The sequence below is a fragment of the Serratia sp. BIGb0234 genome (genome assembly GCF_024809915.1).
Taxonomy (GTDB): Bacteria; Pseudomonadota; Gammaproteobacteria; order Enterobacterales; family Enterobacteriaceae; genus Serratia; species Serratia liquefaciens.
Window position 1 is genome coordinate 235,862 of record NZ_JANUEI010000003.1, and the last position, 26,967, is coordinate 262,828.

General features: G+C 51.1%; 33 protein-coding genes. 26 read left to right on the plus strand and 7 right to left on the minus strand.

The window, feature by feature from the left end; genetic code table 11:
* Positions 1-112: 112 nt before the first annotated feature.
* The 3 genes from M2407_RS13950 to M2407_RS13960 are packed head-to-tail and all read left to right on the plus strand — an operon-like array spanning position 113 to position 4,148.
* Positions 113-1,378, plus strand: coding sequence for a 4-aminobutyrate--2-oxoglutarate transaminase (locus tag M2407_RS13950; RefSeq protein WP_122080273.1), 1,266 nt, complete (start codon positions 113-115; stop codon positions 1,376-1,378).
* Positions 1,379-1,390: 12 nt separating this feature from the next.
* Positions 1,391-2,845, plus strand: coding sequence for an NAD-dependent succinate-semialdehyde dehydrogenase (locus tag M2407_RS13955; RefSeq protein WP_259218428.1), 1,455 nt, complete (start codon positions 1,391-1,393; stop codon positions 2,843-2,845).
* Positions 2,846-2,903: 58 nt separating this feature from the next.
* Complete coding sequence (locus M2407_RS13960) at positions 2,904-4,148, plus strand: amino acid permease (protein WP_046372578.1); 1,245 nt, start codon at positions 2,904-2,906, stop codon at positions 4,146-4,148.
* Between the two features lie 70 nt (positions 4,149-4,218).
* Here the strand turns inward: M2407_RS13960 and yfcF are convergent, their stop codons facing one another.
* The gene (yfcF, locus tag M2407_RS13965; protein ID WP_020831776.1) at positions 4,219-4,854 is read right to left on the minus strand and encodes a glutathione transferase; all 636 of its coding nucleotides are present in this window, start codon (positions 4,852-4,854) and stop codon (positions 4,219-4,221) included.
* Between the two features lie 171 nt (positions 4,855-5,025).
* On the opposite strand from yfcF, the gene M2407_RS13970 reads away from it, so the two are divergent.
* Complete coding sequence (locus tag M2407_RS13970) at positions 5,026-5,742, plus strand: HPP family protein (RefSeq protein ID WP_128864537.1); 717 nt, start codon at positions 5,026-5,028, stop codon at positions 5,740-5,742.
* A 1,158-nt stretch (positions 5,743-6,900) separates the two neighbouring features.
* On the opposite strand, the gene M2407_RS13975 is transcribed toward M2407_RS13970, so the two are convergent.
* Together M2407_RS13975 and M2407_RS13980 are read right to left on the minus strand one after the other, a co-directional pair.
* Positions 6,901-7,920, minus strand: a complete 1,020-nt coding sequence (locus tag M2407_RS13975; protein WP_259218429.1) for a tyrosine-type recombinase/integrase — start codon at positions 7,918-7,920, stop codon at positions 6,901-6,903.
* On the minus strand, positions 7,920-8,498 hold the full coding sequence (locus M2407_RS13980) for a phage repressor protein CI (protein ID WP_259218430.1): 579 nt from the start codon (positions 8,496-8,498) through the stop codon (positions 7,920-7,922). The genes M2407_RS13975 and M2407_RS13980 overlap by 1 nt, the downstream gene beginning before the upstream one ends.
* Before the next feature lie 128 nt (positions 8,499-8,626).
* Here M2407_RS13980 and M2407_RS13985 point away from each other — a divergent pair, with 128 nt between their 5' ends.
* From M2407_RS13985 to M2407_RS14020, 8 genes are all read left to right on the plus strand, one after another.
* Positions 8,627-8,890, plus strand: coding sequence for a hypothetical protein (locus M2407_RS13985; protein ID WP_129942390.1), 264 nt, complete (start codon positions 8,627-8,629; stop codon positions 8,888-8,890).
* A gap of 31 nt (positions 8,891-8,921) precedes the next feature.
* Positions 8,922-9,431, plus strand: a complete 510-nt coding sequence (locus M2407_RS13990; RefSeq protein WP_259218431.1) for a phage regulatory CII family protein — start codon at positions 8,922-8,924, stop codon at positions 9,429-9,431.
* 10 nt (positions 9,432-9,441) lie between these two features.
* A complete protein-coding gene (locus tag M2407_RS13995) occupies positions 9,442-9,621 on the plus strand; it encodes a phage filamentation protein Fil family protein (protein WP_259218433.1) in 180 nt (59 codons plus the stop codon).
* 11 nt (positions 9,622-9,632) lie between these two features.
* A complete protein-coding gene (locus M2407_RS14000; RefSeq protein ID WP_259218435.1) occupies positions 9,633-9,935 on the plus strand; it encodes a hypothetical protein in 303 nt (100 codons plus the stop codon).
* Positions 9,936-10,002: 67 nt separating this feature from the next.
* Positions 10,003-10,239, plus strand: coding sequence for a DUF2732 domain-containing protein (locus tag M2407_RS14005; RefSeq protein ID WP_259218436.1), 237 nt, complete (start codon positions 10,003-10,005; stop codon positions 10,237-10,239).
* Positions 10,239-10,463, plus strand: a complete 225-nt coding sequence (locus M2407_RS14010) for a TraR/DksA C4-type zinc finger protein (protein ID WP_259218437.1) — start codon at positions 10,239-10,241, stop codon at positions 10,461-10,463. The genes M2407_RS14005 and M2407_RS14010 overlap by 1 nt, the downstream gene beginning before the upstream one ends.
* A gap of 105 nt (positions 10,464-10,568) precedes the next feature.
* Positions 10,569-12,779, plus strand: coding sequence for a replication endonuclease (locus M2407_RS14015; RefSeq protein ID WP_259218438.1), 2,211 nt, complete (start codon positions 10,569-10,571; stop codon positions 12,777-12,779).
* 73 nt (positions 12,780-12,852) lie between these two features.
* Positions 12,853-13,050 carry a hypothetical protein gene (locus M2407_RS14020; RefSeq protein WP_259218439.1) on the plus strand — a complete coding sequence of 66 codons (198 nt, stop codon included), beginning with the start codon at positions 12,853-12,855 and terminating at the stop codon, positions 13,048-13,050.
* 476 nt (positions 13,051-13,526) lie between these two features.
* On the opposite strand, the gene M2407_RS14025 is transcribed toward M2407_RS14020, so the two are convergent.
* Entirely contained in the window at positions 13,527-14,579 is a 1,053-nt protein-coding gene (locus tag M2407_RS14025) for a hypothetical protein (RefSeq protein WP_259218440.1), read from the minus strand.
* Positions 14,580-14,604: 25 nt separating this feature from the next.
* A complete protein-coding gene (locus tag M2407_RS14030) occupies positions 14,605-15,819 on the minus strand; it encodes a hypothetical protein (protein ID WP_259218441.1) in 1,215 nt (404 codons plus the stop codon).
* Positions 15,820-16,380: 561 nt separating this feature from the next.
* Here M2407_RS14030 and M2407_RS14035 point away from each other — a divergent pair.
* The 3 genes from M2407_RS14035 to M2407_RS14045 are packed head-to-tail and all read left to right on the plus strand — an operon-like array spanning position 16,381 to position 18,324.
* Positions 16,381-16,635 (plus strand): type II toxin-antitoxin system HicA family toxin, encoded by a 255-nt coding sequence (locus tag M2407_RS14035; protein ID WP_176984467.1) that lies wholly within the window; start codon positions 16,381-16,383, stop codon positions 16,633-16,635.
* On the plus strand, positions 16,632-16,976 hold the full coding sequence (locus M2407_RS14040) for a type II toxin-antitoxin system HicB family antitoxin (protein ID WP_259218443.1): 345 nt from the start codon (positions 16,632-16,634) through the stop codon (positions 16,974-16,976). Before M2407_RS14035 ends, M2407_RS14040 begins: the two co-directional genes overlap by 4 nt.
* Positions 16,977-17,019: 43 nt before the next feature.
* Complete coding sequence (locus M2407_RS14045; RefSeq protein WP_259218444.1) at positions 17,020-18,324, plus strand: FRG domain-containing protein; 1,305 nt, start codon at positions 17,020-17,022, stop codon at positions 18,322-18,324.
* A gap of 29 nt (positions 18,325-18,353) precedes the next feature.
* Here the strand turns inward: M2407_RS14045 and M2407_RS14050 are convergent, their stop codons facing one another.
* Together M2407_RS14050 and M2407_RS14055 are read right to left on the minus strand one after the other, a co-directional pair.
* A complete protein-coding gene (locus tag M2407_RS14050; protein WP_259218445.1) occupies positions 18,354-19,382 on the minus strand; it encodes a phage portal protein in 1,029 nt (342 codons plus the stop codon).
* On the minus strand, positions 19,379-21,154 hold the full coding sequence (locus M2407_RS14055) for a terminase ATPase subunit family protein (RefSeq protein WP_259218598.1): 1,776 nt from the start codon (positions 21,152-21,154) through the stop codon (positions 19,379-19,381). The genes M2407_RS14050 and M2407_RS14055 overlap by 4 nt, the downstream gene beginning before the upstream one ends.
* 142 nt (positions 21,155-21,296) lie before the next feature.
* Between M2407_RS14055 and M2407_RS14060 the strand changes: the two genes are divergently transcribed.
* The 11 genes from M2407_RS14060 (at position 21,297) to M2407_RS14110 (ending at position 26,955) form a co-directional block, all read left to right on the plus strand.
* Entirely contained in the window at positions 21,297-22,112 is an 816-nt protein-coding gene (locus M2407_RS14060) for a GPO family capsid scaffolding protein (protein WP_259218446.1), read from the plus strand.
* A 42-nt stretch (positions 22,113-22,154) separates the two neighbouring features.
* The gene (locus M2407_RS14065; RefSeq protein ID WP_259218447.1) at positions 22,155-23,375 is read left to right on the plus strand and encodes a phage major capsid protein, P2 family; all 1,221 of its coding nucleotides are present in this window, start codon (positions 22,155-22,157) and stop codon (positions 23,373-23,375) included.
* Between the two features lie 2 nt (positions 23,376-23,377).
* Positions 23,378-24,037, plus strand: a complete 660-nt coding sequence (locus M2407_RS14070; RefSeq protein WP_259218448.1) for a terminase endonuclease subunit — start codon at positions 23,378-23,380, stop codon at positions 24,035-24,037.
* Positions 24,038-24,128: 91 nt separating this feature from the next.
* Positions 24,129-24,614, plus strand: a complete 486-nt coding sequence (locus M2407_RS14075; RefSeq protein ID WP_259218449.1) for a head completion/stabilization protein — start codon at positions 24,129-24,131, stop codon at positions 24,612-24,614.
* A complete protein-coding gene (locus M2407_RS14080; RefSeq protein WP_128864083.1) occupies positions 24,614-24,817 on the plus strand; it encodes a tail protein X in 204 nt (67 codons plus the stop codon). Before M2407_RS14075 ends, M2407_RS14080 begins: the two co-directional genes overlap by 1 nt.
* A 2-nt stretch (positions 24,818-24,819) precedes the next feature.
* Positions 24,820-25,029: an HP1 family phage holin gene (locus M2407_RS14085; RefSeq protein WP_128864084.1), complete on the plus strand. Its 210-nt coding sequence runs from the start codon at positions 24,820-24,822 to the stop codon at positions 25,027-25,029.
* The gene (locus M2407_RS14090) at positions 25,013-25,525 is read left to right on the plus strand and encodes a lysozyme (protein ID WP_259218450.1); all 513 of its coding nucleotides are present in this window, start codon (positions 25,013-25,015) and stop codon (positions 25,523-25,525) included. The genes M2407_RS14085 and M2407_RS14090 overlap by 17 nt, the downstream gene beginning before the upstream one ends.
* A complete protein-coding gene (gene lysB / locus M2407_RS14095) occupies positions 25,522-25,950 on the plus strand; it encodes an Rz-like lysis system protein LysB (protein ID WP_129942356.1) in 429 nt (142 codons plus the stop codon). The genes M2407_RS14090 and lysB overlap by 4 nt, the downstream gene beginning before the upstream one ends.
* The gene (gene lysC, locus M2407_RS14100; RefSeq protein WP_242501620.1) at positions 25,841-26,074 is read left to right on the plus strand and encodes an Rz1-like lysis system protein LysC; all 234 of its coding nucleotides are present in this window, start codon (positions 25,841-25,843) and stop codon (positions 26,072-26,074) included. The genes lysB and lysC overlap by 110 nt, the downstream gene beginning before the upstream one ends.
* Entirely contained in the window at positions 26,046-26,522 is a 477-nt protein-coding gene (locus M2407_RS14105; RefSeq protein ID WP_259218452.1) for a phage tail protein, read from the plus strand. The genes lysC and M2407_RS14105 overlap by 29 nt, the downstream gene beginning before the upstream one ends.
* On the plus strand, positions 26,509-26,955 hold the full coding sequence (locus M2407_RS14110) for a phage virion morphogenesis protein (RefSeq protein ID WP_129942352.1): 447 nt from the start codon (positions 26,509-26,511) through the stop codon (positions 26,953-26,955). The genes M2407_RS14105 and M2407_RS14110 overlap by 14 nt, the downstream gene beginning before the upstream one ends.
* The last annotated feature ends 12 nt before the right edge of the window (positions 26,956-26,967 follow it).

A 26,967-nucleotide genomic window follows, 5' to 3' on the forward strand; every position in this document is an offset into this window, starting at 1 on the left:
ATCGTAACTGGCTCTCGATTATAGGGCCACATCCTGTGTAAATAAACGTCATTGTTTCACGAATGTGAACAAACCGTTTAGCTGGCACCGACTACCGACTGGAGAGAACAACATGAAAAACGCAGAATTGAATCAACGTCGTCAGGATGCCACCCCACGTGGGGTCGGCGTGATGTGCGGCTTTTACGCCGAACGCGCCGAGAACGCCACGCTGTGGGATGTCGAAGGGAATGAAGTTATCGATTTTGCCTCCGGTATCGCCGTGTTGAATACCGGACACCGTCACCCGAAGGTGATCGCTGCCATTGAGAAGCAGCTGAAGGCCTTCACCCATACCGCTTACCAGATTGTCCCTTACGAAAGCTACGTTTCGCTGGCCGAACGCATCAACCAGTGTGCGCCGATCGAAGGACCATGTAAAACCGCGTTCTTCACCACGGGGGCGGAAGCGGTAGAGAACGCCGTCAAAATTGCCCGCGCCCACACTGGCCGTCCGGGTCTGATCACCTTCGGCGGCGGCTTCCACGGCCGCACCTACATGACCATGGCGCTGACCGGCAAAGTGGCGCCTTATAAACTGGGCTTCGGGCCATTCCCGGGATCGGTGTTCCACGGCCAGTATCCGAATGCGCTGTATGGCGTGACCACCGAAGATGCGATGAACAGCCTGGAGCGTATCTTTAAAGCGGATATCGATCCCAAGCAGGTTGCGGCCATCGTGCTGGAGCCGGTGCAAGGTGAAGGTGGTTTCAACGTCGCACCGGCCGAGTTTATGCAGGCGTTGCGCACCTTGTGCGACGAACACGGCATTTTGCTGATTGCCGACGAAGTGCAAACCGGTTTTGCCCGTACCGGCAAGCTGTTTGCCATGGATCATTACAACGTCAAACCCGATCTGATCACCATGGCGAAAAGCCTGGCGGGCGGCATGCCGTTGTCGGCCGTAGCCGGTCGTGCAGAGGTGATGGATGCCCCGGCACCGGGCGGGCTGGGTGGCACCTATGCCGGTAACCCGCTGGCGGTGGCGGCAGCGCTGGCGGTGCTGGATGTGATTGAAGAAGAGCAGCTATGCCAACGTTCTCAACGCCTGGGCCAGCATCTGGTGGAGGTGCTGCAGCAGGCCCGCCAGACCAGCCCGGCGATTGCGGATATTCGTGCGCAGGGTTCGATGGTGGCGGTGGAGTTCAACGATCCCAAAACCGGCAAACCCTCGGCCGAGATCACCCGCCAGGTGCAGCAGAAAGCGCTGGAAGAAGGCCTGCTGCTGCTGAGCTGCGGTGTTAACGGCAACGTGATCCGCTTCCTGTACCCACTGACCATTCCTGAAGACCAGTTCACCAAGGCGCTGGGCATTCTTTCCCGCGCGCTGGCTCAATAAGGAGTGACCGGTATGAAATTGAATAACCCCGAGCTGCTGCGCAGCCAGTGCCTGATTAACGGCGAGTGGTGCGATGCGCTGAGCGGTAAACGTGAAGCGGTCATCAATCCGGCGACCGGCGTTGAGCTGGCCAGTATTCCGTTAGTCAGCGGCGAAGAAACTCAACAGGCGATTAACGCTGCGCAGGTTGCGCAGCAAGGTTGGAAACAACTGACCGCCAAACAGCGTTCCGCTTTGATGCTGACCTGGGCCGACAAGGTGCTGGCGGCGCAGGAAGATCTGGCCCAGTTGATGACCGCGGAGCAGGGCAAATCGCTGGCGGAAGCGCGCGGTGAAGTGGCTTATGCCGCCTCGTTTATCACCTGGTTTGCTGAAGAAGCCAAGCGAGTGGACGGCGCGGTACTGCAAGCGCCGCAGGCTTCACAACGTCTGGTGGTGGTAAAACAGCCCATTGGCGTTTGTGCGGCGATCACTCCGTGGAACTTCCCGGCGGCGATGATCACCCGCAAGGTGGCGCCGGCGCTGGCAGCAGGTTGCGCAATTATCGTTAAACCGGCCGAACAAACGCCGCTGACCGCGCTGGCGTTGGGCAAGCTGGCGCAGGACGCCGGCATTCCGGCGGGGGTGCTGCAGATCGTGACCGGCGATGCCGCTCAGGTGGGCAAAGTATTGTGTGACAGCCCGGTGGTACGCAAGTTGAGCTTTACCGGTTCGACCGAGGTCGGCCGCATTCTGATGGCGCAGTGCGCGCCAACCATCAAAAAGCTGTCGCTGGAGCTGGGTGGCAATGCGCCGGTGATCGTTTTCGACGACGCCAATCTGGACGCGGCCGTGGCGGGTATTATGGCCTCCAAATTCCGCAATAGCGGCCAGACCTGCGTCTGCGCCAACCGTATCTACGTGCAGGACGGCATCTATGACCGGCTGGTGGATAAGCTGGTGGCGGCGGTCGAGCAACTGAAGGTCGGTGACGGCAGTCAGGCGGGCACCACTCAGGGCCCGTTGATTGACCAGGATGCGGTGGAAAAAGTGCAGAGCCATATCGACGATGCATTGATCAAGGGCGCGCAAATCGCTATCGGCGGTCAGCCGCATGAGCTGGGTCGTACCTTCTTCCAGCCTACGTTAGTGACCGGCGTGACGCAGAAAATGCGCTTCGCCAAAGAGGAAACCTTTGGCCCGGTGGCGCCGCTGTTCCGTTTCCATGACGAGGCGGAAGCTATTGCCATGGCCAACGATACCGAGTTCGGTTTGGCCGCCTATCTGTTCACGCAGAACGCCTCGCGTCAATGGCGAGTGCCGGAGGCGTTGGAATACGGCATGGTCGGCATCAATACCGGTCTGATTTCCAATGAAGTGGCACCTTTTGGCGGCGTGAAGCAGTCAGGGCTCGGACGTGAAGGATCGCGTTACGGGATTGAAGAATATCTGGAGCTGAAATACCTGTGTATCGATGTGAGCTGTTAACCCCTGGGAAATTAACCAACCCCGGTGGCCAGCGCCGCCGGGAGCCAAAGGATGCTGCATGTCTTCTGAAAACATCTCTATTTCTCCGGCGCTTGCCGCCGGGGTGCGAACGCCTGCACCCGCCAAATCACTGAGTTTCCTCGAAGGGGTGGCGATGATTGTCGGCACCAACATTGGCGCCGGCGTGTTGTCCATCGCCTACGCCTCCAGCAAGGCCGGTTTTCTGCCGCTGTTGTTTTGGCTGGTGCTGGTGGGCAGTCTGACCACTATCACCATGCTGTACGTTGCTGAATCTACCCTGCGTACCCGTGCCCATCTGCAATTGAGCGGACTGGCGAAACGTTATGTCGGCGGTATCGGTGCCTGGCTGATGTTTGCTTCGGTTTGCGTTAACAGCATTGGGGCGTTGACCGCCTACATGAGCGGCAGCGGCAAACTGTTGCAGTCCCTGTTTGGCATTTCCCCGGCAATAGGCAGCCTGCTGTTTTTCGTACCCGCTGCGGGGGTCTTGTACCTGGGATTAAAGGCGATTGGCCGCGGGGAGAAGTTTATCAGCATCGGCATGGTGGTCATGCTGAGTGCGCTGGTGGCGGCCACGCTGCTCAAAGACACCACCCAGATGCGCAACCTGCTGGACGGTGACTGGCGCTTTATGGTGCCGGTATTCAACGTGGTGGTGTTCTGTTTCTCTGCGCAGTATATCGTGCCGGAAATGGCGCGCGGCTTTTCGGACAAGCCGGAACAACTGCCCAAGGCGATTATGGTCGGAATGGCCGTGACCTTTGTGCTGCTGGCGGCGGTGCCGATGTCGGTGATTGCGCTCAGCGGGCTGAATAACATTTCTGACGTGGCGACCATTTCATGGGGCCAGGCGTTAGGGCAGTGGGCCTTCTTCTCCGCCAATATTTTTGCCCTGTGCGCGATGCTGACCTCTTACTGGGGCCTTGGCGGCAGCTTCCTGACCAATATTTTCGACCAGTTCAGGCTGGGCAACGACGAACAGCCACTGCGCCGTTTCGGCGTGCTGATGCTGGTGGTGCTGCCGCCGTTCGCGCTGGCCTACAGCGGGTTGGTGTCATTCGTTAACGCGCTCTATTTCGCCGGGGTTTTCAGCGGGGTGATTTTGTCGATTATGCCAATGCTGATCCTGCGTGGGGCGCGCAAGCATGGCGACCAGACACCGCGTTGGCAGTGTAACTGGATCACCCACCCGCTGTTGCAGATCAGCATCGTGTTGCTGTATCTGGCCAGTGCGGTGTATGCCATCGCGTCGCTGTTAGGCTATCTGCCCGCGGGATGGTGATTTGCCTTCCCTCAAGAAGTGATGTTATTTCTCAGTTGAGAACGGCGGCGTCGTGGCCGCCGATTTTTTATCACCCGCGCATTTTCTCTGGCAGCGCCAACCAGGCCTGCACGGAAGGACGTTGCCACTGTTTGTGAGCGTAGTGGCGAATATTTTCCGGTACCGGATCGCCATGTATCACCAGCCGATTCAGCATCAAAGCCAAATCGGTGTCGGCAATGCACCATTCCCTGAACAGATTATCCTGGCCGTGACTCAGCAGCTTTTCGACGGCGGCAATCAACTTGTTGGCGGCACCCTGCGCGGCGTTGGACAGTGGAGGAAACTTACCGTTAATGAACACTGCCTCGGTCGGCCGCTCGGCGCGTAGCTGTAGCAGATCGCTGCGCAGCCATGCCTGAACTTCGCGGGCTTTGGCACGGTGTTTTACATCGCGTGGGTACACCGGATGGGCAGGATGGATCTCATCCAGGTACTCATCAATCGCCGAGGACTCCGAAAGCTGAAATTCACCGACCACCAGCGTTGGCACCCGGCGTGTCAATGACAGGGCCGCGTAGGCCGGCTCATGGTTTTTCCCCTGCGACAAATCGACCGGCTTCACGGTGAAGGGAATACCTTTTTCCGTCAGGGTGATAAACGCCGACATGGCATAAGGGCTGAAAAATTCGGCGTCGGTATAGAGTTCGGCAATCGGCTGAGACATTGGGTTTTCCTCAAGGCAAAGGGAGGCGAACTTTGATAATTGACGAGGAGTGGCTAAAGATCAATCTGTTAGCCGAAAGTTATTTTCGTAGTGAAAAGCGCGGCGAGCGGCGACGCCTGGCGTTGTGATATATTTGTTGCCATTAAGTTGAATTTGGCAGCACGAAGTAACATGAAAATGCCGTTGTTGGAAAGAGTGAAAGTAGGGTGCGCACGTTTGTGGCCGCACCCATTGGCGGTGGGCAAAAAAGAGATTTTGCTTTCCAGCGTCGGTGCCGGGCTGGGGCTGATGATTGCCGGCTGGATCAGCCATTTTGTTTTGGGCGAGGTGAACCTGTGGTTTATCGCCCCGATGGGCGCATCGGCCGTATTGCTGTTTGGCGTGCCGAATAGCCCGTTGGCGCAGCCCTGGTCGATCGTGGGCGGCAATATGTCGGCGGCGGCAGTGGGGGTCAGCACCAGTTTGCTGATTGCCGACCCGGGGCTGGCTTGCGGGGTGGCGGCCGCACTGGCGATTGGCTTGATGTTTAAGCTGCGTTGCCTGCACCCGCCCGGTGGCGCGGTGGCGCTGACCGCCATTCTCGGTGGCCCGGGTATTCATCAACTGGGCTATAGCTTTGTGCTGTACCCGGTGCTGTTGAACTCGGTGCTATTGGCGCTGCTGGCGATCGTCTTCAATAACCTGGCCGGGCGACGCTACCCGCACCCTTTGGCGCCGACCGAGGCGAAGCCGGCTAATCTGCCAATTGATGCGGTGTCTATCACCCGCGCCGATCTGCACGAGGCGCTGATGCAGGGCGAATTGTTTGATATCGACGAGGACGATCTGCAGGAAATCCTGCTGCGTGCCGAACAGCTAGCGCATCAACGGCAGAGCGGTGGAAGCTGATCACGCGGGCGGATGGAAATAAAAAAGCCACCTTTAGGAAGGTGGCTTTTTTGGCTGTGAAAACAGCGAGATTTGGTGGCCCCTACTGGACTTGAACCAGTGACCAAGCGATTATGAGTTCCTATCGAAATAACCGAAAATCAATGAATTATATTAATTATCATTGACATAGGTTGCCACTGTTAACCATCAATTTGCCACTATCCGCCATTTCTACCGCCATTTTATCGCCACTTTTAATTACAGTAACTTTATATTTTTCATGGGGTTGAACCCTCCATTTTTCGACCCCATATCTTCTTTGATCGACTTACTACCCCGGTCTGTTAGAAGGTGTAAAGGCGGCTTCCTTCATATCCTGTTTGGAGAATGGATATGAAAAAGAAGCTTAAAACTCACCGATCTGTAAGTAAAAAGAATGCATGTTGTTGCGGAAATGTAAAGGAAAGTGTGTTGCGCCGGTTCTCTCATTATGTTCCTGCGATGTACGCGCTGTACAAGTTTTCAAACGATTTACATCCGCACTTCTGGTCATTGGTTGGCACCGCTGACTGGCATGCACTCAAGGAGGTTCTTAACGCCTTAATATCAATGAATTAATTGTGTTTTTAAATTACGTAACTTTTTGTTTTTATGGTGGTTGTATGAATAATAACCTTAACATTAACGGTAAATCAGAACTGATTTAACACCTCTTATCATTTGGAGGAAGCGCCATTTCCTCCGGAGTGCTTTTGGCTAATGGAGCAGCGTTATCCAGAAGTAGGGTAGTATTGTAAAAGGAATTTCCGTTGAAGCTGGACATAAACGATCTTGACATTTCAGAGGAAAAAATGCTTAGTGCGATTGAGTCAGCTCTTACTGACCTTTCGCTTTCAGACATTGTACCTACTGATCTAAAAGACGCGTTTGTTCAAGCTGGTTTACAGGTGGTACGGCAAGAGGATACTGAGCAAAGGTCCATTACAAATGATGGCATTTACTTAAGTTCTTATCTTGATCATCTGATGCGTGTGTTTATTAATCGCGCATTGAGAAACAACGTTTTCCATGTTGTCAAACCCCGGGTTGTCAACTCGGTTATTGGTGTAAAAGAACCTATAACGGCTGGTTTTCTTACTATCCTTTTACAAAAAAAATTCCTGCTACGTGGGCTGTTTAAGTGGATAAGAGCCCCACCAACCTTGTGCTTAAAGGATTATATTTCACTGCATCCTCTAAGTGTTCAGGTGCAAAATGGGCATAGCGCATAGTCATTTTAATGTCTGTATGACCTAAGACACGCTGAAGCACGAGTATGTTACCGCCATTCATCATAAAGTGACTGGCAAAGGTATGTCGCAAAACATGGGTAAGTTGCCCCGCTGGTAATTCGATATTTGTTCTTTCTAGTGCTGATCGGAACGCTCCATAACAATCACTAAATAACCGAGCTTTTTTATCATCAGGCAGAGAGTCATAAAGCGCTCTGCTGATGGGAACAGTGCGGTTTTTTCTGCCCTTTGTGTTGGTGTAGGTGATTTTGTATTTCGCGAGCTGGCTTTTTTTCAGGCTCTCGGCCTCAGACCATCGCGCTCCAGTCGCTAGGCATATCTTGACCACTGTTTCTAAATCCGGATGGTCATGGCGTTTGCACTCTGCAAGCAGTATCCCGATCTGGTCTCGAGTGAGCCAAGCCATTTCCATTTCTTCTGTACGGAAGGGACGCATATTTTTTAAAGGGTTCTCACCTTTCCATTCTCCAAGGCGATTTAGCTCATTGAAAACCGCCCGAAAGTAGGCCAACTCAAGATTAAGTGTGCGTGGAGAAACTACTTTCACACGATTCGAACGCGCATACTCACCTTTAAGCCTTTTTTCCCTGTATCGGGAGAACATCTGTGCATCAAAATCTCTTGCAAGCGGTTCACCCATGCAGTCGAAAGCGTGGTGCATTGCTAATTGACGTTTGAGGCCATCTTTTAAGGTGATGCCGTGGGCACTATACCAAGCGTCAACCAACTCTTTGAGCGTGCGTCTGTCTTCTTTTTCTTCCTGCCACGGATTTTGCACGGTGTATTGTTCAAAGGCCAAAGCCTCACCTTTAGTGGCGAATTTCTTCCTGATGCGCTTGCCTTTTGCCCCGTTTGGATAAAGTTCGCAAATCCAGCCGCCAGCGGGTTTTTTACGGACAGTCATCAATTAACCTCGCTGTATACACCTACTACTCGTCCAATCGTTTTTATCTCATCAATCCCACACTCAAAAGGCACTTTACCGCCAGCAACATGCAGCCTTTTCCCTGGTAAAACGGTTAATTCGCGGATGCTTATTGCCCCTTCTATATCAACTAACCAACTTCCATCAGCTAGAGAGGCGGCCTTGTCGACAAAATGCAACCTTCCATCTGTGCGAACAGCAATACCATCAACGAGTTGTTTGCGGAAAAGGTGAGGATCTATACTCAAAAACTCCTCTTCATGTAACTTACCTTCACTTAAAGTGAATTCTTCATACTCTATTTGTGTTTTCTTCGATGTCTCGTGTTCAAATTTTTTCCCTTCACCAGTTAGTAACCATTTCAGACTTGCTCCTGTATCTAACGAACAAATGGCTGCGTAGTCATAAGAAATCGTGCCCCGCGTGTAGCGGTTCTGAAGGGAACTTGCTGAAATATCGAGGTAATTTGCGAGTTGTATCTTCTGGGTGAAGCCGTAGACATCGCATATCCGATCAAGGATTTCGATAGGCTCCAAGTGAGTGTCTTTAATATTCATTTGTTAATCCGTGTATTGACCAATGCTATAAAGTTTATTACATTGCTCTTTAGTGTTTTTCTGCTGGCCGATATTGGCAAATTGATGGCTAGCAATGGCAAAAGATGGCAAATAGGGAATGATGCAACATGGCTTCTGAAATCGCAATCTTCAAAGTACCCGCACCGATCGTAACTACTGAACAATTTTCAGTGTTAGAGGGGGTCTCTCTTCGTACCGTTTATCGCTGGACTACCGGAGATAACCCGCAGTTACCAATTGAACCCCGTACCATCCGTAAAGGCTGCACAAAAGCAGGTGGCCCGATTCGTATCTATTACGCGCGCTGGAAAGAGGATCAATTGCGTAAAGCGTTGGGGCATTCACGTTTTCAACTCGTCATTGGTGCGTAATTCACTTTAAGTGAGTTTTTGAGGGCAAAGTATGTTTGATTATGCCGTTTCTAAACACCCGCACTTCGATGAAGCCTGTCGCCAGTTTCCAGCACGCCACAATGTGACGACGCTCGCTAAACAGATCGGCATGAATGCGCAGACGCTGCGCAATAAGCTGAGTCCGGGCCAGCCTCATCAGCTCACTTGTGTGGAATTACTCACGATTACCGACATTACTGAAGATTCAAGCTTGCTTGATGCCCTCTTGGCGCAGATTAACTGCATGCCGTCCGTGCCAGTTAATGAGGCCAGCGCTGGGAACATCCCAACGTATGCACTACAGGCGATCGCTGCCGTCGGCAATATTGCTGCCGCTGCTGTTCAAAGCGACCATAAAACCCCAGTCCGCAAAAGTGCGTTGCTTGAAAGCGTAAACACGGCGATCCGCCATTTGTCGCTAATCGGCCTGACCGTTCAAAACCGTATCCAATCCACCCCGGCGCTTGCCTCCACCGTTGACGTGCTCGGCGGGTTGAGTGCAGTTGCTGGTTTAAGTTGAGGTGATCACTGTGCCTATCTCAATCGCTCCACTGCTGAAACAGCAAAGCCCATCGCGCCATTTTGAAAACGGCTTTATTGAACTGCCGGGTGGTAAACGCTGGCGACCACGTCACGATCAGGCAGCATTGCTGCGCGGTCTATCTACTGTAAAACCTGCGCAACTGCTGCGCCGTTTGCTCTGCCGTTAATTGGGGTTGATATGTTACTGGCAACGGATAACCAAAAAGCTATCGGCATTAAGCGTATTTCCCAGATCAAGCGGGAACTGTTTGCCAACAGGAAAAACGTGGCGCAAGAGGCTTTTGATAAATCGCCACCGCATATCCGCAAGACAATCTGCTTCCATGCCGAGCTGAAAGCCCGCCATGTACAAATGACGTTTGCCGAAATGAGCTACACCGAGCGCCAGAAAATCATCTGGGCACTGAATGACCTGATTGATTTATCAAAAACTTTACCGCGTTTCATCAGTGATGATGATTGCGAATTAAACAGTAATTAACCCCCCTGGCGAAATTCTGGCGTAAACCCGCCGGGCATCGCTTTGCTTGAATTAAGGAATTAACCCAATGAATAAACAGATTATCGGTATTGATAAAGGCGATGAGTCGGATCACGACAGGGTGATCGTGCTGCTCAATACCGCTCGCCTTGATGAACGTAAAAATCAGGCGGAAGTGGCCGCCGCTCGGCTGGTTCGTCTGGCGTCGCATATTGCACAAAACGGCTTGAACGCTATCGAGGCCGTGGAGTTACTGCGCCAAGAGGCTGAGGCCATCGAACACAAACCGCAGGAGCTGCATTGATGGCTTACCTCATGGATATCGCACAAGAGCGTCAAGCGCTGATCCTGGACGCACAGATCGCCAATGCTCGTAAGTCCTCGGTTATGCCTTCGGCTTTTAAATGTGAAGACTGCGACGCACCGATCCCTGAAGCCCGTCGCATTGCCCTGTTGGGCGTAGAAACCTGCGTAGCCTGTCAGCACTTGCGTGAAGCCAAGCGCCGCCATTATGCGGTGCAGGCATGACAGGTTTCATCATCGTTTTCAGCCTGCTGCTGTTTGCAGTGGGCTTTTTTTGGGCTACTGATTTAAGTGATGCGGAATACGCCCGCAGACCTGAAGTGCAACCTTATGACTGAAGGCAATCCGTGGGCTTATTCCTGGAACCTACCGCGCCCGGCGATTGCCGGGCCAGTAAGACCGCTTACCCGTGAGGAGCACGCTCAGGGGCAAGCTGTTTTGCGCAATATCCATTCCCTACCGCGCTTTCTTAGCGCCATTTTCCTGTCACGCCATGATTACTTGCTGAAATCAAAAGGGCTGCATGACGCCAATAAATGGCTTGTGTTCCAGTTTGAGCGCCGCATATGGCCCCGAATTGAGGCGGTAAACGCCAAGAATGGGATGAACTTAGCGGCTTCACCGCGCTGGATGGCTGAAGTTGATAATTATGCTGGCTTACCGGGTATGGATGACAAAGAGCTGAAACGCCTTGCGGATCGCGTGGCCGGTCAACTGTTGTCTATCTATGAAAGCCGAGTTGAAGAATTCATTAAAAGCAACGGCGGAGACAATACAGGGCTGTTTGAAGATAGCACTCAAGCCTGTTTTTATGGTCATACCGCGCCGATGGCCCGCGCCTTCAACATCACCCCGATGTACTGGCGCAAATACCGCAAGGGCAAACTGGATGCCCGGTCAGCTATTGCCAGTCTGTCACGGTTGGTGAATGCCGAGTGGTGGGAACGCCAACTGAAAGCGCAGCGCACTCGCTGGCGTGAAGCCTTGCTGATTGCGGTGGGTAATGTGAACCGGGGTGTTTCCGCTTATGCCAGTAAGCAGGCGATCCGCGAAGTGAAAGCCCGCCGCCAGTCCAATCTTGATTACCTGAACAGCCGGGAACTGGAGAACGCCGACACCGGCGAACGTATCAGCCTTATCGACAAGGTGATGGCGAGTATCTCCAACCCGGAGATCCGTCGGATGGAGTTAATGGCGATGATTGCTGGTGTCGAAAAAGCTGCTGCCGAGTACGGGCATAAAGGGCTGTTCATCACCATTACCACGCCATCCAAATACCATCCGACGCGCACTCTCGGTAAAACCAATCCCAAGGTGCAGTTTAACCACAATTGGGATGCCGAAGCTTACACACCCAAAGACGGCCAGCGTTACCTGGTCAAGCTGTGGAGCAAGATCCGCACCGCCTTTAAAGATAATGACCTGCAGGTTTATGGCGTGCGAGTCGTTGAGCCCCATCACGATGCAACCCCGCACTGGCACATGATGCTGTTCACCACCAAAGAACAGCGCCAACGGGTGATCGATATCATGCGCCGTTATGCCATGGATGAAGATGGCAACGAACGTGGCGCAGCGAAGAACCGTTTTGACTGCAAGCACCTGAATAAGGGCGGTGCGGCAGGCTATATTGCGAAGTACATCGCAAAAAATATCGATGGCTATGCCCTGGACGGTGAACGCGATCATGAAACCGGTGAGCTGTTGACCGAGACCGCCGCTGCTGTTACCGCCTGGGCGTCAACCTGGCGCATTCCTCAATTCCACTCCATCGGCTTGCCTTCCATGGGCGCTTACCGTGAATGCCGCCGCATCCGCTCAATCAGCCTGGCAGATGACTTTGACGCCAGCGTTGAGGCTGTTCGCGCTGCTGCGGATGCCGGAGATTTTGCCGCTTATATCCTGGCGCAGGGTGGGGCTAATGTCCCCCGTAAGGAACAAACTGTGCGTGTTGCTCGTCGTGTCGCTGAAGAGCTCAATGCTTACGATGAAGAAGTGCAGCGGGTGATCGGCATTTTCGCCCCGCACCTGGGTAGCTCACGCATTCATGAGACCCGCACCACCCAATGGCGCATTGTCGCCAAAGCCGTTGACCTTGAGGGCTTGACCTTAAAAAGCGCCTCTGGCGCGCCTCGGAGTCCTGTCAATAACTGTGGGTTGGTCGATAGCAAAGGCGCTACCAATACGCAGGATAGTGAGCCTGTAGAGGTCGTGACGGTGTTGGAACACCCGCCAGAGACACCGATTGACTGGAATGATATGACCGTTACACGGTCTGTTATGAGTCGTATACGGGCTATTCCATCACAGATAAAGAAATCACAACGCAGTTTTGACCCTTATCAGGTGCCAGATGTGGCCCCGTCAGCAAGATTGACCCCGGCAGAGCGTGATCGGTTGGGCGGAATTCAGGCTGATTTGGCATTGCACGACATTGTCGCCCAGCGTTGGGAACTAGAAGCGCTAGCACGCGGTGCTAAAGTCAAATTTGGTGATCTTTCAATGCAGTATGAGCCGGTTAATGATTGGGCTGGTTTTTAATAATTGGTTGCGGAAGCAAAACTTATGGTTGATACTGTATATGCATACAGTGATTAAGCATCGGAGGAACAGGGTGCATTTACCAGTAGTGGAAGAATTGGTTGTTTTGGAACGTATTGAACTCATTGCCCGCTTGGGGGTTTGTTATGAGAGCCAAGCTAAAGATAAAGACATTGCATTGATATGGATTTCAGAATTGGCCGGTGAGATGAAAACTAACATCGCCCCGGAAAAAGCAGCGGTGATTAAACAACTCGCGACTATTTCTTGATCCAGTAGGTGATGTATGAAACGAGATTTACACATGGCTGGGGCGTTCATAGAAGCGCTGAAAACTACCGATAAGGGCCGCAGGATTAAGACGGTAGATTTTATACACGCGGCGACAAAGCAAGGAACGCACGTTACCCCGGCGGAGGCGAACTACTACATAAAAAATAGGTCTGGCCATGTTTTCAAGTTGATTGAAGAGGGGCGCTATCAGCACAACACATACCTTTATCTGTGCTAAAAATTGTACTAGCTCAGAACTTGAACTGGCATTGTCACAGCACAGAGCTTAACCTAACGGGGTAGCTCTGTGCCAAGAAAGGAAGTCTGATACATAACATCACGATTACCTCAAAGATTGAGTCACAAGACTGTAGGAATAAGGAATGAGCGTTATATTTTTAAATTATTTTCATCTGATTTTAAATGTTTTGAATATAAGGATGGTATTATGAGTAACACCATCCATTTAAGAGGTTAACTATTGATTCGATGACCATATTCCCTGAAGGATTCAGTTAAAAAAACAATAATAGAAAATATATGCTTTGAAACTTCATCTTCGTTAACCTCGAAATCTCTAAAATTTTGATGAGTTAATGTATGTCGTAAAGTTGATAATTTTTCCAGCCCATCAGATTTTAACTGGTCAATTTTGTTTTTTTTGTTGCTACTCTCGGGCATTTCATCAATTATCGATACATCAAGGCCGAGATGGGAACAAAAAGCATGACTCGCATAATCTTTTGCGCCTCTCAATCCATAGTTATGGTTGACATTCCAATTGAGCTCGTTCCTGCAATGTTCCAACAACTGTAAAGGTGAACCGGAAAAAGCAATGCGGTTAGATAAATTGAACACGTTTTTCAAAGGAAAGAAGAACTCAAGCATTTTATAAAGACATAAAAACATACTATCTTGTTTTTTAGAGCGAATAGCCCTTATTAACTCGAAGTAAAGCCAATCATGATCCTCCTCTGGCAATGACAAGGCCAGCTCTATAATGTTTTCATATATGGCTTCATGCTTTTTATCAAGTAGTTCCACATATAGCAAAACCCTAATTATTTTAACTTCTAATTTCTCGCTGCCGTATTCTTCATCAATACTAAGTGTAAGTAAATCAGGGAGGGTTTTTATTAATTCCTCTTCGAATATATAACCATTTTCCTCTAATAAACTTAGCTGCGCATTCGGCTGTATATTAAATTGGGTATAAAATACAAGGTTAGATAAAAAGTGACACTTATCTTCTATTAATCCTATGTCTTCATCAGTGTGGTTTTTATATTCAAACCCCTTGCTCCAATAAATAAAAAATTCTTTACCATCAGATTTCAACTGAGTAATATAATAGTCATCCTTGTGTAGTTTACCTCCCCATTCGCAATTGCGGAAAAAGTTAATGCCTTCATCAACGAGTTCGTGATAAATATCACCATCATCAGGACTACAGGGGACAACCATAACTCTTTCGACTGTGTCCCTCCCTGAGTGTGAGTTAAACCATCGTGTAAACTGGTTTTCCATAAAATTCATTGGATTTTTTGTCATCTCAAACCACTCGCCAACATGGGTACATGCTATTATTTTCTATAACAGCTTCTACATGTCTGAATAAGTTTGTAAAGGCTTTTAGATAGTAATTCCTTTCTAACTCCCCAATTCGACTTGTGCGGCCTCTTGTCGAAAGCACCTCATTGAGTGTCTGGAGATCTACAAATTCGTTAAGTTGTATATCATTCAAATTATCCATGAATCTAATAAGATGACTAAGCCTATTCTTTAAATCATCCATTTTAACTTTAGCTTCGCTTAGATTGTAATCAAATCCGGAGTACCCTAGAGTATATTCTGCCACCGCTACAATAAAACCTATTGAGCCTGGTGCTGATGTAAATATATCTCTTCCAGATTTTATTCTTGGTTCTTCTTCTGCATCAGTATCTGTCCTTGTTACTTTGTCAAATCTTTCATCTAGGTCAACTAATAATCTTATGGCATCCAAGAAAAGTGGGAAATATTCTGCGTCGGAAGCTGCATCAGTTATATCAATTTTTGAAAACTCCTCGGCCATTTTATCTTTAATATCTACATCTATAGAACGAGATGTAAAAGCCAAAAATAGCTCGACGACTCGAGAGCTTTTGTATGTTCCAGCCTGAGTTCGTCTGGAGTTGTCACCAACAGTAATTATTCTAATGTTCCCTACGCTATCGTTTACTTTTGATATAAGTTGTTTGTACAATACATCCAATTGTCTTTTTAGATCCCAAGGAACTTGTCCCGTATTTAATACAAGCATCCTATAAATTAATGTGTCAACTTTCTCTGAAATCCATATTTCAACTCTTACCAGACTATCTTGTGCATTGGCTTCTTTGAGTGCAGTCGTCCTTTGCATACCATCAATTATGCTAACCTCTAGTCTTTTATTTTTTATATCACTAATTAATTCATTGGAGTTTTCCACTTCACTCAACATGTCATAATCACTTTTAGGGCACACCACACCTATTACGACCGGAGGAATAACAGCTCCATCTTTGATATCTCTAACTAATCTACTTCTTATTTTTAGGCCCGTTTTCGACTTAATTGCTGGACGCTGCCCATCTAAACCTCCATCATTAGCATAAGAAGCCTCAACCAACTCTAAATAGTCTTTAGCTGAAACTGTCGCCATAATTGACCAGCATGAACTTCTTTCGTCGCGTAACTTGATAACTGGTATGTCTTGCATAATATTATCTACCTTATACTTACTCATTAAAGAATACGTTGACTTAATTACAGAAAGATTCTCACCAATAATATACAAGGTTTTTAGGTAAAAAAAACACTTTTTGGTCTCATTGCCGCATCAAAATTTCAGAAAATAAGTCCGCTCTTCGCTCAGAGCGGACAGTTGGATTTAATTGTGTGCTGGCAGAGAACGCAGCCAGCTCAAGTCTGAGCTAAATACCCTATGCATGCATTAGATGCATGAATTCGCATGATGATCCGGTGTGAGTTTTACCCCCGCAGTGCCAGCACTGGCGCGGATCGTGTCGGATCATGCAAGTGCATTAAAAGCGACACATGAAGCGGGCAGGCGAGGCGGGGATAGCATTGCGCGCAAGCGGTGTTTAGACCATTTCAAATTGTCCGCCAGCGGGCCATCACGGCGATTTATCGAATCATTCAAGCATTCACGCAGTTTTAGAACGCAGCGCGCTAGCGGCGCTCTCAGGTGTTTGTAGCGGCACACATTTCAATATCAAACCATGACACCAAAAAATGACACTAACTCACCCTTGTAATGGTGTCACAAAATGATACTATAAACCCCATGAACAAACGACACCAAAAAACGCTGTCAGATGTGTTTGCCCGGCCTGTCAACGGTTCTATAAAGTGGTCTGATATTGAGGCGCTTTTTACCGCATTAGGGGCGGAGATTCACGAAAGGGAAGGTTCTAGGATCGCGGTGCTGTTGAAAGGTGAGAAACGAATCTTTCACCGGCCACACCCCAGACCTACCACTGACAAGGGAGCGGTTAACTCCATACGGATCTGGTTGGATAGCTTAGGAATTAAACCATGATGAACAATACACTTAAAATCGACGGCCACGTGGCCGTCATCACCTTTGACCCTGAAATTGAAATGTTCCGGGGTGAGTTTGTCGGACTAAATGGCGGCGCTGACTTCTACGCCTACAGTGTTGAAGAGCTGAAAAAAGAAGGTTCTATTTCGCTGGCGGTCTTTTTGGATGAGTGTGAAAAAGATGGCATTGTGCCTTACAAATCGTACAGCGGAAAAGTGACCACGCGCTTGTCGCCGGAACGTCATCAGGCGTTAGCGATAGCGGCACAGGCTACCGGGCAGTCAATCAATGAGTTGCTGAATGAAGGCGTTGATTTGGTTATCGAAAAACATTCTTAACTTTAATAGGCCGATGTAAGTCGGCTTATTAACTGGAGGTAAAGTGGCGAATAATATTCATTGTGAATTAAAAAAAACAAAAGATGGGCTGTTTAACTACTCCGTTAAAAATAGACGTGGTGAAATAATTTTCAGAAGTGAAAATTATACAAACAAACACGCAGCCATTACGAGTTTTGAAATTCTTGTTGAAGCTTTAAGTAATGACGAATACGAAGAGCAATACGAATTCGATAGCTTTAGAAAGCCATATATATTGATTAAAACAAAATACGTGAATGTTGTAAAAAGTATGCCTTTCGAAAGTTATTCTGAAGCTAAGTTATCATTTCTTAATCTAAAAAATAATATAAATAAGATGAAGAATGATATTGATAGCATAGATTCGGATAGAGTTTGTGAAAAGGATAATAGAGTATCTAGTATTGTCGATTTTGTTACCAAGATATCTGAAATAAAAAGAGAAAGAGGATATTCATATTACTTTAGAGGTCATTCTGATTTTGGTTACGATCTATTGCCCGGAATTTACAGAAAAGAGAGTCGCTGGATTAAACGGGAGCATAAGCTATTTAGGGAAATTATAATAAAATGTCCCTATGAATTTAAAAATAGTAAAACTACTTTCCAAAAACTTGTTAAAATGCAACATTATGCGTTGCCTACAAGATTGCTTGATATCACAACAAATGCTCTGGTTGCCTTGTATTTTTCTTGTGTCGGGGGTAAGGAAAAAGAAAAAGATGGAGAAGTCATTGTTTTCAAAATAAGTGATCAGGACATCAAGTACTTTGATGACAAGGATGTATCTTTACTTTCAAATTTGAGTAAGGTTGAATATTTGTTTAATTTACCATCCACACAGGAAGAAGAAGATTATCTCAGGGATATGGTTATAGGTGGATCTCAAACAGGCTCGGATTCGGATAATGAGAGTAATGAGTCTTTTTCGTCATATTACCGGGATGCAATTAGAGCCTCGAGTGAAAGAAGTAAAGAATCCGAAAGGTTATTGCTTGATGCAGTAAGTAGAGATGGGTGTTTTATGCCATCTGGCATTTTTGGAAAAGATTTGAATAAGGTCGTTTGTGTCAAGCCTGAAATGGATAATCCTAGAATTGTTAGACAGGATGGAGCTTTTCTTTTATTTGGCATGAATTATGAGAAAAGGATGCCAGCATCTATTCCTAACCATTACATACATGCACCAGATAGTGGAAAGATAATAATAAAGGCCGAGGTAAAGGAAAAAATAATCTCAGAGTTGGAATCCTTAGGTATAACGGCTGGTAATGTTTATCCAGAAATTGAGCATGTAGCCAATCACATAAAAAGAAGATACCAGTAAAAAAACCGCCAATCACTGGCGGCTTTTGTTTATTCTGTTGGCAACTCATAAGGCGAGAAGCGGATCACCTCTTCCCCGATCCACTCATTGACCTCTTTCATTCGCTCTTGCAGCGGGGTTAACTCGTTGCGTACAAATACCTGCGCGGCTTTTTTCACATCCCCGAACCCGCCGGAGTTATCAGGGATAATTCCCATCATTTGAGGCGGCACCCGATGGGCGCTTAACAGATCATCCCGGCTGACTTTTTTGATATTAAAAAAGTCGTCTTTGGTGGCGACTTCGGACAGCGGCACAATTTTAATGCCGTCGGGTTTTCCGTTTGGCGCGTACATGAACAAGTTGCGGAAGTTGTTTAAACCTTTGGTGCTCTGCATAGCTTTGCGCATTCTGTCAACGTCAGTTGTACTTTGCGCTGCATCTGTCATATACAGGATGTAACCAGCATGACAGCCGTTCTCAAAATATCGGCGGCGGAACAACGTAGCCGATTCATTAAGCCAGGCCGAGTTCAACGCGCTGAGGTATTCCGGCAGGCCGTACAGTTCTTGATTGATATCTGGCTCAATCAGATGAAAAACGCTGTCAGGCTTGAAGCGGTGTGCCTCTTTCCAGTCTTGCACAAACCAATAAACGCCATGCTCAACCCCTCGGCGCGTGTACTTAGCTGGCGCACATTTCAACTGCAGCGGTTTACCTAGCTGGTTTTGCCGTTCCTCTAAAAAACCATTGCCAAACACCAAGTAATCCAGCGCGTATCGGCTAAATTCCTGCTGACTTAACAGCCGGTGCGGGATGAACGTTGACGCCAAAATGTTGCGCTTAACATACATTGGCGAGCTGTGATGAACAGCGGCCCGTAGGCTGCGTGCCAGTCCGTCAAAGCTGATCGGCGGCTCATACCATTTGCCGTTGCCCGTGCACTCGATGTAATCCAGAATTTCCCGCTTATCCAGCACAGCGGACGGTTCGCCAAACGAGAAGGCTTCAAAGCCTTGTTGCTGCGTTGTCGGTTGGGCTGGGGTGGTCAGTGTCTTGCGGCCTTTACGCTTACTCATGAATAAAACTCCAAAATGTTGGGGCTGCTGTGGCCGCTGCCTGCGGTGAGCGGTTCGTTTAACAGGGCGTGCATGATTGCCCACGCGACATCGGCGTGGCTGGCTTCTTCACTGCGGCTGGCGGTATAGGTGGAGCGTGCGCCGCTGGCGGTCATGGTCTTGCGGATTGCCATAAAGGCGGCGGTGATATCGGTGTGGCTGGTGTCGTATTCCAGACAGCCGCGCCCAATGGTGTCTTTGGCTTTCAGCACCATGGCGGTCTTGATTTCTGGGGTGTATTTGATTTCTCGCGCTGCCGGGAAGAATTCGCGCACCAGTTGGAAAACCCCTTGCCCGACGGTGGTCGCATCGATACCGATGTATTCCACGCAATATTTTTCGGTGAGGTCTGCGATTTTCTGGGCCTGATCGGCAAAGTTCATGCCCTGCCATTGGTGGCGCTCAAGCACGCGGAATTTGCCACCGGCCACCATAGGCGGCGCGATGACTGCACACCCGGCGCTGTCGCCGCCGTTGGCTTCTGACGGATCGTAACCAATCCACACTGGACGATAGCCAAACGGCCGCACTGCGTAGGGGTTGACGTCCTCCCACTCTTCCAGCGTGTCGACCATGCAGCCTTGCAGCTCGGCGAACGGGAACACCGACGCTGTATCGTCCACGAATTCACACATCAGCAAGTTTTGATACTCACTTGGCGCGTACTCAAGGGACAGCTGATTAAGGTCAAACAGGTTACAGCCGCCGGTCAGCGCATCTTCTACCGTGACAATTTGCCGCCACTGCCCATCCCCGCACAGCACACCTTTTGCCAGATGGCTGTGACTGAGGTCGAGCTGAATGTGGTCGTTCTTACTGCGGCGACCTTTGTTGAACAGCTCACCTGACCAGAACGGGTAAGCCGAATGCGCCAGACTGGATGGCGTGGAAAAGTAGGTTGTGCGCCATTTCTTGTGCAGTGACATCCCGCTGGCGACTTTGCGCAGCTCCTGGAATTTCGGTATCCAAAAATATTCATCCAAGTAGAGATTGCCGGTGTAGCTCTGCGCGGTGCGCACGTTGGTGCCGAGAAATATCAGGCGTGCACCGTTCGGTAACACCATGGGATCGCCTTTAAGGTCAACATCAACCTGTCGGGCAAAATCAATGATGTAGTTGCGGAAGACATGCGCCTGCGCCTTGCTGGCCGATAAGAAGATTTGATTGCGGCCGGTAGTTAGCGCATCCATTAACGCTTCACGGGCAAAGTAGAAGGTTGCGCCAATCTGGCGCGATTTCAGGATATTGCGGATGCGGTGTTGCATCCCGGCACGGTGCCAGCCGCGCTGATATTCGAAGCAATCCCCCAGAAAAATATCGTTGAGCTTGGCAATGGCCGATTCACTGAACAGGTTACGCTCGACGGGCTTACGTTCGCCTTTATTGCGGTTGGCGACGTTCGGGTTTAAATCCGCCTCGTTGCCGCTCATTGAATAGCGATTGACCCGCGCCAGCCGTTCAATCTGGCGGCCGAGCAGGTCAATTTCTTTAAAGTCGATCCCCTCCTTTTGCGTTTTCATGATGAGCTGAATTAACCGCGCTTCCATGCTCTGTTCCACGCGGGAAATGGGCGCGATAGCGTCCCATTTATCGCGCAGCTTCCAGCTCTGCACGGTCGGTGCCTTGGCATTCAGCGTTTCCGCAATTTGGCGCACAGAGAAGCCCTGCCAGTAGAGCAGGGCTGCTTGGCGGCGCGGATCGCTAATGATGGTTGTCGTCGGTGTCGTATTCATGCTGCCAAGGCTACGGAAGCGCCGAGTGACTCGCATTAAGCCCTTGTTGTGCCTCAGATCTTCCAACTGCAACGCGTTGAGACGTGACGCCATTCCCCTGAAACTAGCCCCGAACCCAACCACCACAACTGGAGCCGTTTACATGGCAAAGAAAGTTTCTAAGTTTTTCCGCATCGGCGTTGAAGGCGACACCGTTGATGGCCGCGAGATCGGCGCGACGGATATTCAACAGATGGCCGCGACCTACAGCCCGAAGGTGTTCGGCGCACGCATCAACATGGAACACATCAAGGGGATTTTGCCGGATAGCTATTTCCGCCGTTACGGCGGTGTGGTTGAGCTGAAAGCCGAGAAAATCGACGAGCCGGATGAACCCCTGTTGCACGGCAAGTGGGCGCTGTATGCCAGTCTGGCCCCGACCGCCGATCTGGTGTCAATGGTCGGCGCAGGCCAAAAAGTTTTCACCTCTATGGAAATTCGCCGCGATTTTGCCAAGACCGGCAAAGCCTATCTGGTCGGGCTGGCGGTCACCGATGACCCGGCGAGCCTCGGAACTGAAATGCTGGAATTCAGCCGCCGCCACGATGACGTCGAGTTTTCCGCACCGCTGGAAGTCCATTTTGATTTTGAGCCAGCCGCTGACCCGGAATCCTCATTCTCTTCCCGCATTAAGGCGATGTTTACCCGCAAGCAGGCTGGTGATGACGTGCGATTCAGTGAAATGGAAGGCGCAGTGATGACCGTGGCCGAGAAGTTGCAGGAAGCAGAAGCGCGTTTTACTCAGACCACTGACGCCCTCAATGAAGTGATTACCGGCCTCAAACAGCAGGTGGAAAGCGGCAACAGCGCTTTCAATGAGCTGAAAACGCAGCTTTCCACCTCTGAAAGTTTTAGCCAGCCGACCCGCCCGGACGCCACTGGCGGCAACGGTGCGCAGGACGTGCTGACCGACTGCTAAGACAGTCACACCCGATAAAACTAAATAAAAACAGGAATAAAAATGCGCAAGCAAACTCGCTTTAAATTTAATGCCTTTCTGTCCCGCGTTGCCGAGCTGAACGGTGTCGACACCGGCGATCTGGATAAAAAATTCAGCGTAGAGCCGTCTGTCACGCAGACCATCATGACCCGCGTACAGGATTCCTCCACGTTCCTGTCCCGCATCAATATCTTGCCGGTGCGGGATATGAAAGGGGAAAAAATCGGACTGGATGTCACCGGCACGATTGCCAGCACCACCGACACCGCTGGCGGTGATGAGCGCGAAACCGCCGACTTTGCCACGCTGGATACGGAGGGCTATTTCTGTCAGCAGGTGAACTACGATTTCCACATCCGCTACAACACCCTTGACCTGTGGGCGCGTTATCAGGACTTCCAGACCCGCTTACGCGATGCGATTGTGAAGCGTCAGGCGCTAGACCGCATCATGATTGGCTTCAACGGTACCCACCGCGCGAAAACCTCTAACCGCATCAAGTTCCCGTTGCTGCAGGATATTGCGCCGGGCTGGCTGCAGAAATACCGCGACAACGCCCCGACCCGCGTGATGAGCAACATCACCGGTGAGGATGGCAATGTGGTATCAGAAAAAATCCGCGTGGGGGCCGGGGGCGATTACGCCAACCTCGATGCGCTGGTGATGGACGCTACCAACAACCTGATTGCGCCGTGGTATCAGGAAGACCCGGAACTGGTGGTGATCTGCGGCCGTCAGTTGCTGGCGGATAAATACTTCCCGCTGGTTAATCAGGAGCAGCCGAACAGTGAAGCGATGGCCGCCGATCTGATTATCAGCCAAAAACGTATCGGCAACCTGCCAGCGGTACGCGTACCTTATTTCCCGGCTGATGCGCTGTTGATCACCCGTATGGATAACCTGTCGATTTACTGGCAGGAAGATACACAACGCCGCCATATGGTGGAAAACTCGAAGCGTGACCGCATCGAAAATTACGAATCCATTAACGAGGATTACGTGGTGGAGGATTACGCCTGCGGCGCACTGGTGGAAAACATTGCGCTGTTGCCCAGCAAGCCAACCGATCCACAAACCAAAGCGGTGTTGCCATCCTCCGGCGAGGACATTAAAGCGCTGGCCGGTGCCATCGTTGAGGCGGTGAAAGCGGTGTCCGCCCCGGCGGAGGTAGGCTCCGATGCCGAGGTGAAAGGCCCCGATGTTGCGCCCGCAGACGACAAAGCGGCGAAAGGCGGTAAGTAACCATGACCAGCCCTGCCCGTCGTCACCTTGTGCGTCAGTCAGCGGTTGAGGCTGCGCAGCGGAAAAATGACCCGCTGCGTCATGCCAACGGCTACGAACTGATGATGCTTAAACTCTCTGAAGATAAGCGAAAGCTCAAACAGGTGCGCTCGCAAGAGCGCAAGGCCGAACTCAAGCGCCAACTGCTGCCGGACTATGCCCCATGGGTTGCTGGCGTGCTGGCCGAAGGTAAGGGAGCGCAGGATGCCATTCTGATGACGGTCATGATCTGGCGACTGGATGCCGGGGATATCCCCGGCGCGCTGGAGATTGCCCGCTATGCGTTGCGCTACAAACTGGCACCGCCGGGCAATTTTTCCCGCTCCACGCCGTACCTCATCGCAGAAGACGTCGCCGAGTCTGCCACTCGCGCCCACGAGGCCGGGGAGGCGGTTAATATTGACCACCTCACGCAGACCATGGAACTCACCGACGCAGAGGACATGCCCGACCAAGTGCGCGCCAAGCTGCACAAAATCACCGGGTACGTCTTGCGCGAAACGGGCAGGGCTGAACTGGCGTTAAATCACCTGAAACGGGCGTTGCAGTTGCATAACGGCTGCGGCGTCAAAAAGGACATTGAACGGCTGGAGCGGGCAATACGCACCGCCGCCAGCCGCTAACAGAACGCGCCCCGCGCCGGGCGGCACGATGGCTGCGACAGGTTTCACCTCGTCAACGCCGTCGTCCACCGCCCCCTATTATTGAGGTCTTATGAGCACCGTCATTATAAAACCCCGTCCGGACGCGCCAGCACCGCGCCCGGAGGATGAGCCGATCATTAAAAACGTCTTTTTCTTCCCGGATATCAGCCCGGCAGACGTGCGTGACGTGATGCGCATTGAAGGCACGATCACCGCCCCACGGCTACGGCTGGCAATTAAAAGCGCGATGGCGGAAGTCAACGCCGAACTGTTCATTTACCGCCGTGACCAGATGGCCGACGGCTATCAGCGACTGGAGGATGTGCCGGGCGACCAGCTCGACGGCGAAAGCATCCGGGTGAGTGAATACCGCAACGCCGTTAGTGCGATGACCATGGCGACGCTCTCGGAGCAATACCGCAGTTTAGACACCACGGCAACCGGTGGCCGTAAGGCCGATGTGATTGAAGCCTCCATCGGCGAACTGTGGCGCAATGCCCGCAGCGCGATCAGCAACGTGGCCGGGCGTTCTCACTGCATCATCGGGTTGCTCTGATGAAAATCTATGCCCTGCAGGGCGACACCGTTGACGCGATTTGCTGGCGCTATTACGGACGCACACAGGGTGTGGTTGAACAGGTTTACTCACTTAATGAAGGGCTGGCCGATGCCGGGGCGATTTTGTCCCACGGCCAGCCGGTAGAGCTGCCGGACGTGACCGCCGCGCCGCAGCGTGAAACCGTCAATTTATGGGACTGACAATGGAGCGAATTACCTCATTTTTAGCCTACGCGGTGGCGATTTTTCTTGCGTGGATCGGCAAGTATTCGCCGCAGGATATTGCCTTTATGGTCGGTGCCGCCGTCGGCGTCGGTACCTTTTTTGTTAACTGGTACTACCGCCGCAAAAGCTATCAGTTACTGAATAAATTAGGTGTTAGCCGGAGGGTTTACGATGAACTCAATCGCTAAACGTTGCACCGTGGCTGCCGTGCTGGCGCTGGCTGCTTTGCTGCCGCAATACAGCGCTTTGCACACCTCCGAGGCCGGGTTGCGTCTGCTGGCTGATTTTGAAGGCTGTCGGCTTTCCCCTTACCAGTGCAGCGCGAACGTGTGGACGAGCGGCATCGGTCACACCGCCGGGGTGGTGCCGGGGAAGGTCATTAGCGAACGCCAAGCCGCCGTCAATTTGGTTGCCGACGTTTACCGGGTTGAGCGTGCTATAGGTCGCTGTATGCCTGTCACGATGCCGCAACCGGTTTATGACGCGGTAGTGTCCTTTGCCTTTAACGTCGGCGTGACGGCGGCGTGTGGCTCCACACTGGCCGGTTTCATCAAACAACTACACTGGCGCAGTGCCTGCGAGCAGTTATCACGCTGGGTGTATGTCAACGGGGTTAAAAACAGAGGGCTGGAGCGCCGCAGGGCGTCAGAAATGGCCTACTGCCTGACAGGGGTTGACCAATGAATCGCACCGCCGCGTTGTTACTGGTGTTAGCGCTGGCCGTCGCCGGTTGGTTGAAATGGCAGGTTATCGCCCTGGGTGATCGGCTGGATGTTGCCAAGTTGGAAAACGGCAGGATATCGACGGCGCTGACCGACACCCGCGCAGCGATCACCACGTTGCAGGCAGCTGCCGGCCAACTGGCGCAGGAAGAGAAAAGCCTGAGAAATGACCTCAACGACGTGCACCGTCTGGCGCTGATCCGCGAACAAAAAATACAGAGATTACTCAATGAAAACCAAATTTTACGCGATTGGTTCAACACTCCTTTGCCTGCTGATGTTGCAAGGTTGCACCAGCGCCCCGGCTTCACCGGCACCGCAGATTATCTACATTGGCTGTCCGACGGTGAACCCGTGCCAAATACCGGCCAGCCACCCGAAGAATAACGGCGATCTGAGCGCCGACATTCGCCAGCTTGAAAACGCCTTGGCGGCCTGCGCGGTGCAGGTCGACGCCATCAAAACCTGTCAGGAGAAACACCATGTTAAAACCGCAACAGCTCCGCGCTGAGATAACAAGCTGCCTGCCATGGCTACAGCGCAATCCCGACAATTTGCGGGTACGAGTAGAGCGCGGCTGCGTGGTGTCTACGCTCGCCACTTCACTGTCGCATGAGTACCGCTATACGCTGAACCTGCTGTTTTTGGACTACACCGGCGATCTGGATTTAATCGTGGTACCCATGCAGGCGTGGCTACGTGAAAACCAGCCCGACATCATGGCGACGGAGGAAAAGCGCCGCACTGGTTTCACGTTTGAAACGGATTTTAATAACGACGGTTCGTATGATTTCAGCGTGTCGTTGCAGTTAACTGAGCGTGTAGTGGTCAACGAGCAAGACGGCGGCGCATTGCACGTTAAGCACCTGCCGGAATCCCCGTTACCGGAAAACGTCACGCGCCCGCTGCAGCTCTTTGTTCACGGTGAATTAGTGAGTGAATGGAATGAACGAGCTTAGCCCCTTTGATGCACGGCTGGCTGGGCTGATTACTGCGTTGTCGCCGCAGTCCCGCAAGTCGTTGGCCGTCGCCGTGTCCAAGCGTTTGCGCGCCAGCCAACAGCAAAACATCAAGCGCCAGCAGGCACCGGACGGCACGCCGTATGCCCCGCGTAAAACACCATTGCGCAATACAAAGCGCCTGCGCGATCGGGCGATGTTCTCAAAACTGCGCACCGCGCGTTACATGAAAGCTAAGGGCAGCGGTGACGATGCCGTGGTGGAGTTTGTCGGGCGTGTTAAGCGCATGGCTAACGTGCACCATTATGGCCTACGTGACCGGCCAACGCCGCACAGTGATCCTGTGAAATATGAAGCGCGCCCGCTGCTGGGATTCAGCACGGCAGACGTCAAAATGATTGAAACGGCAGTTATAGAACACCTCGCCCGCTAACCCTCTGTTGTG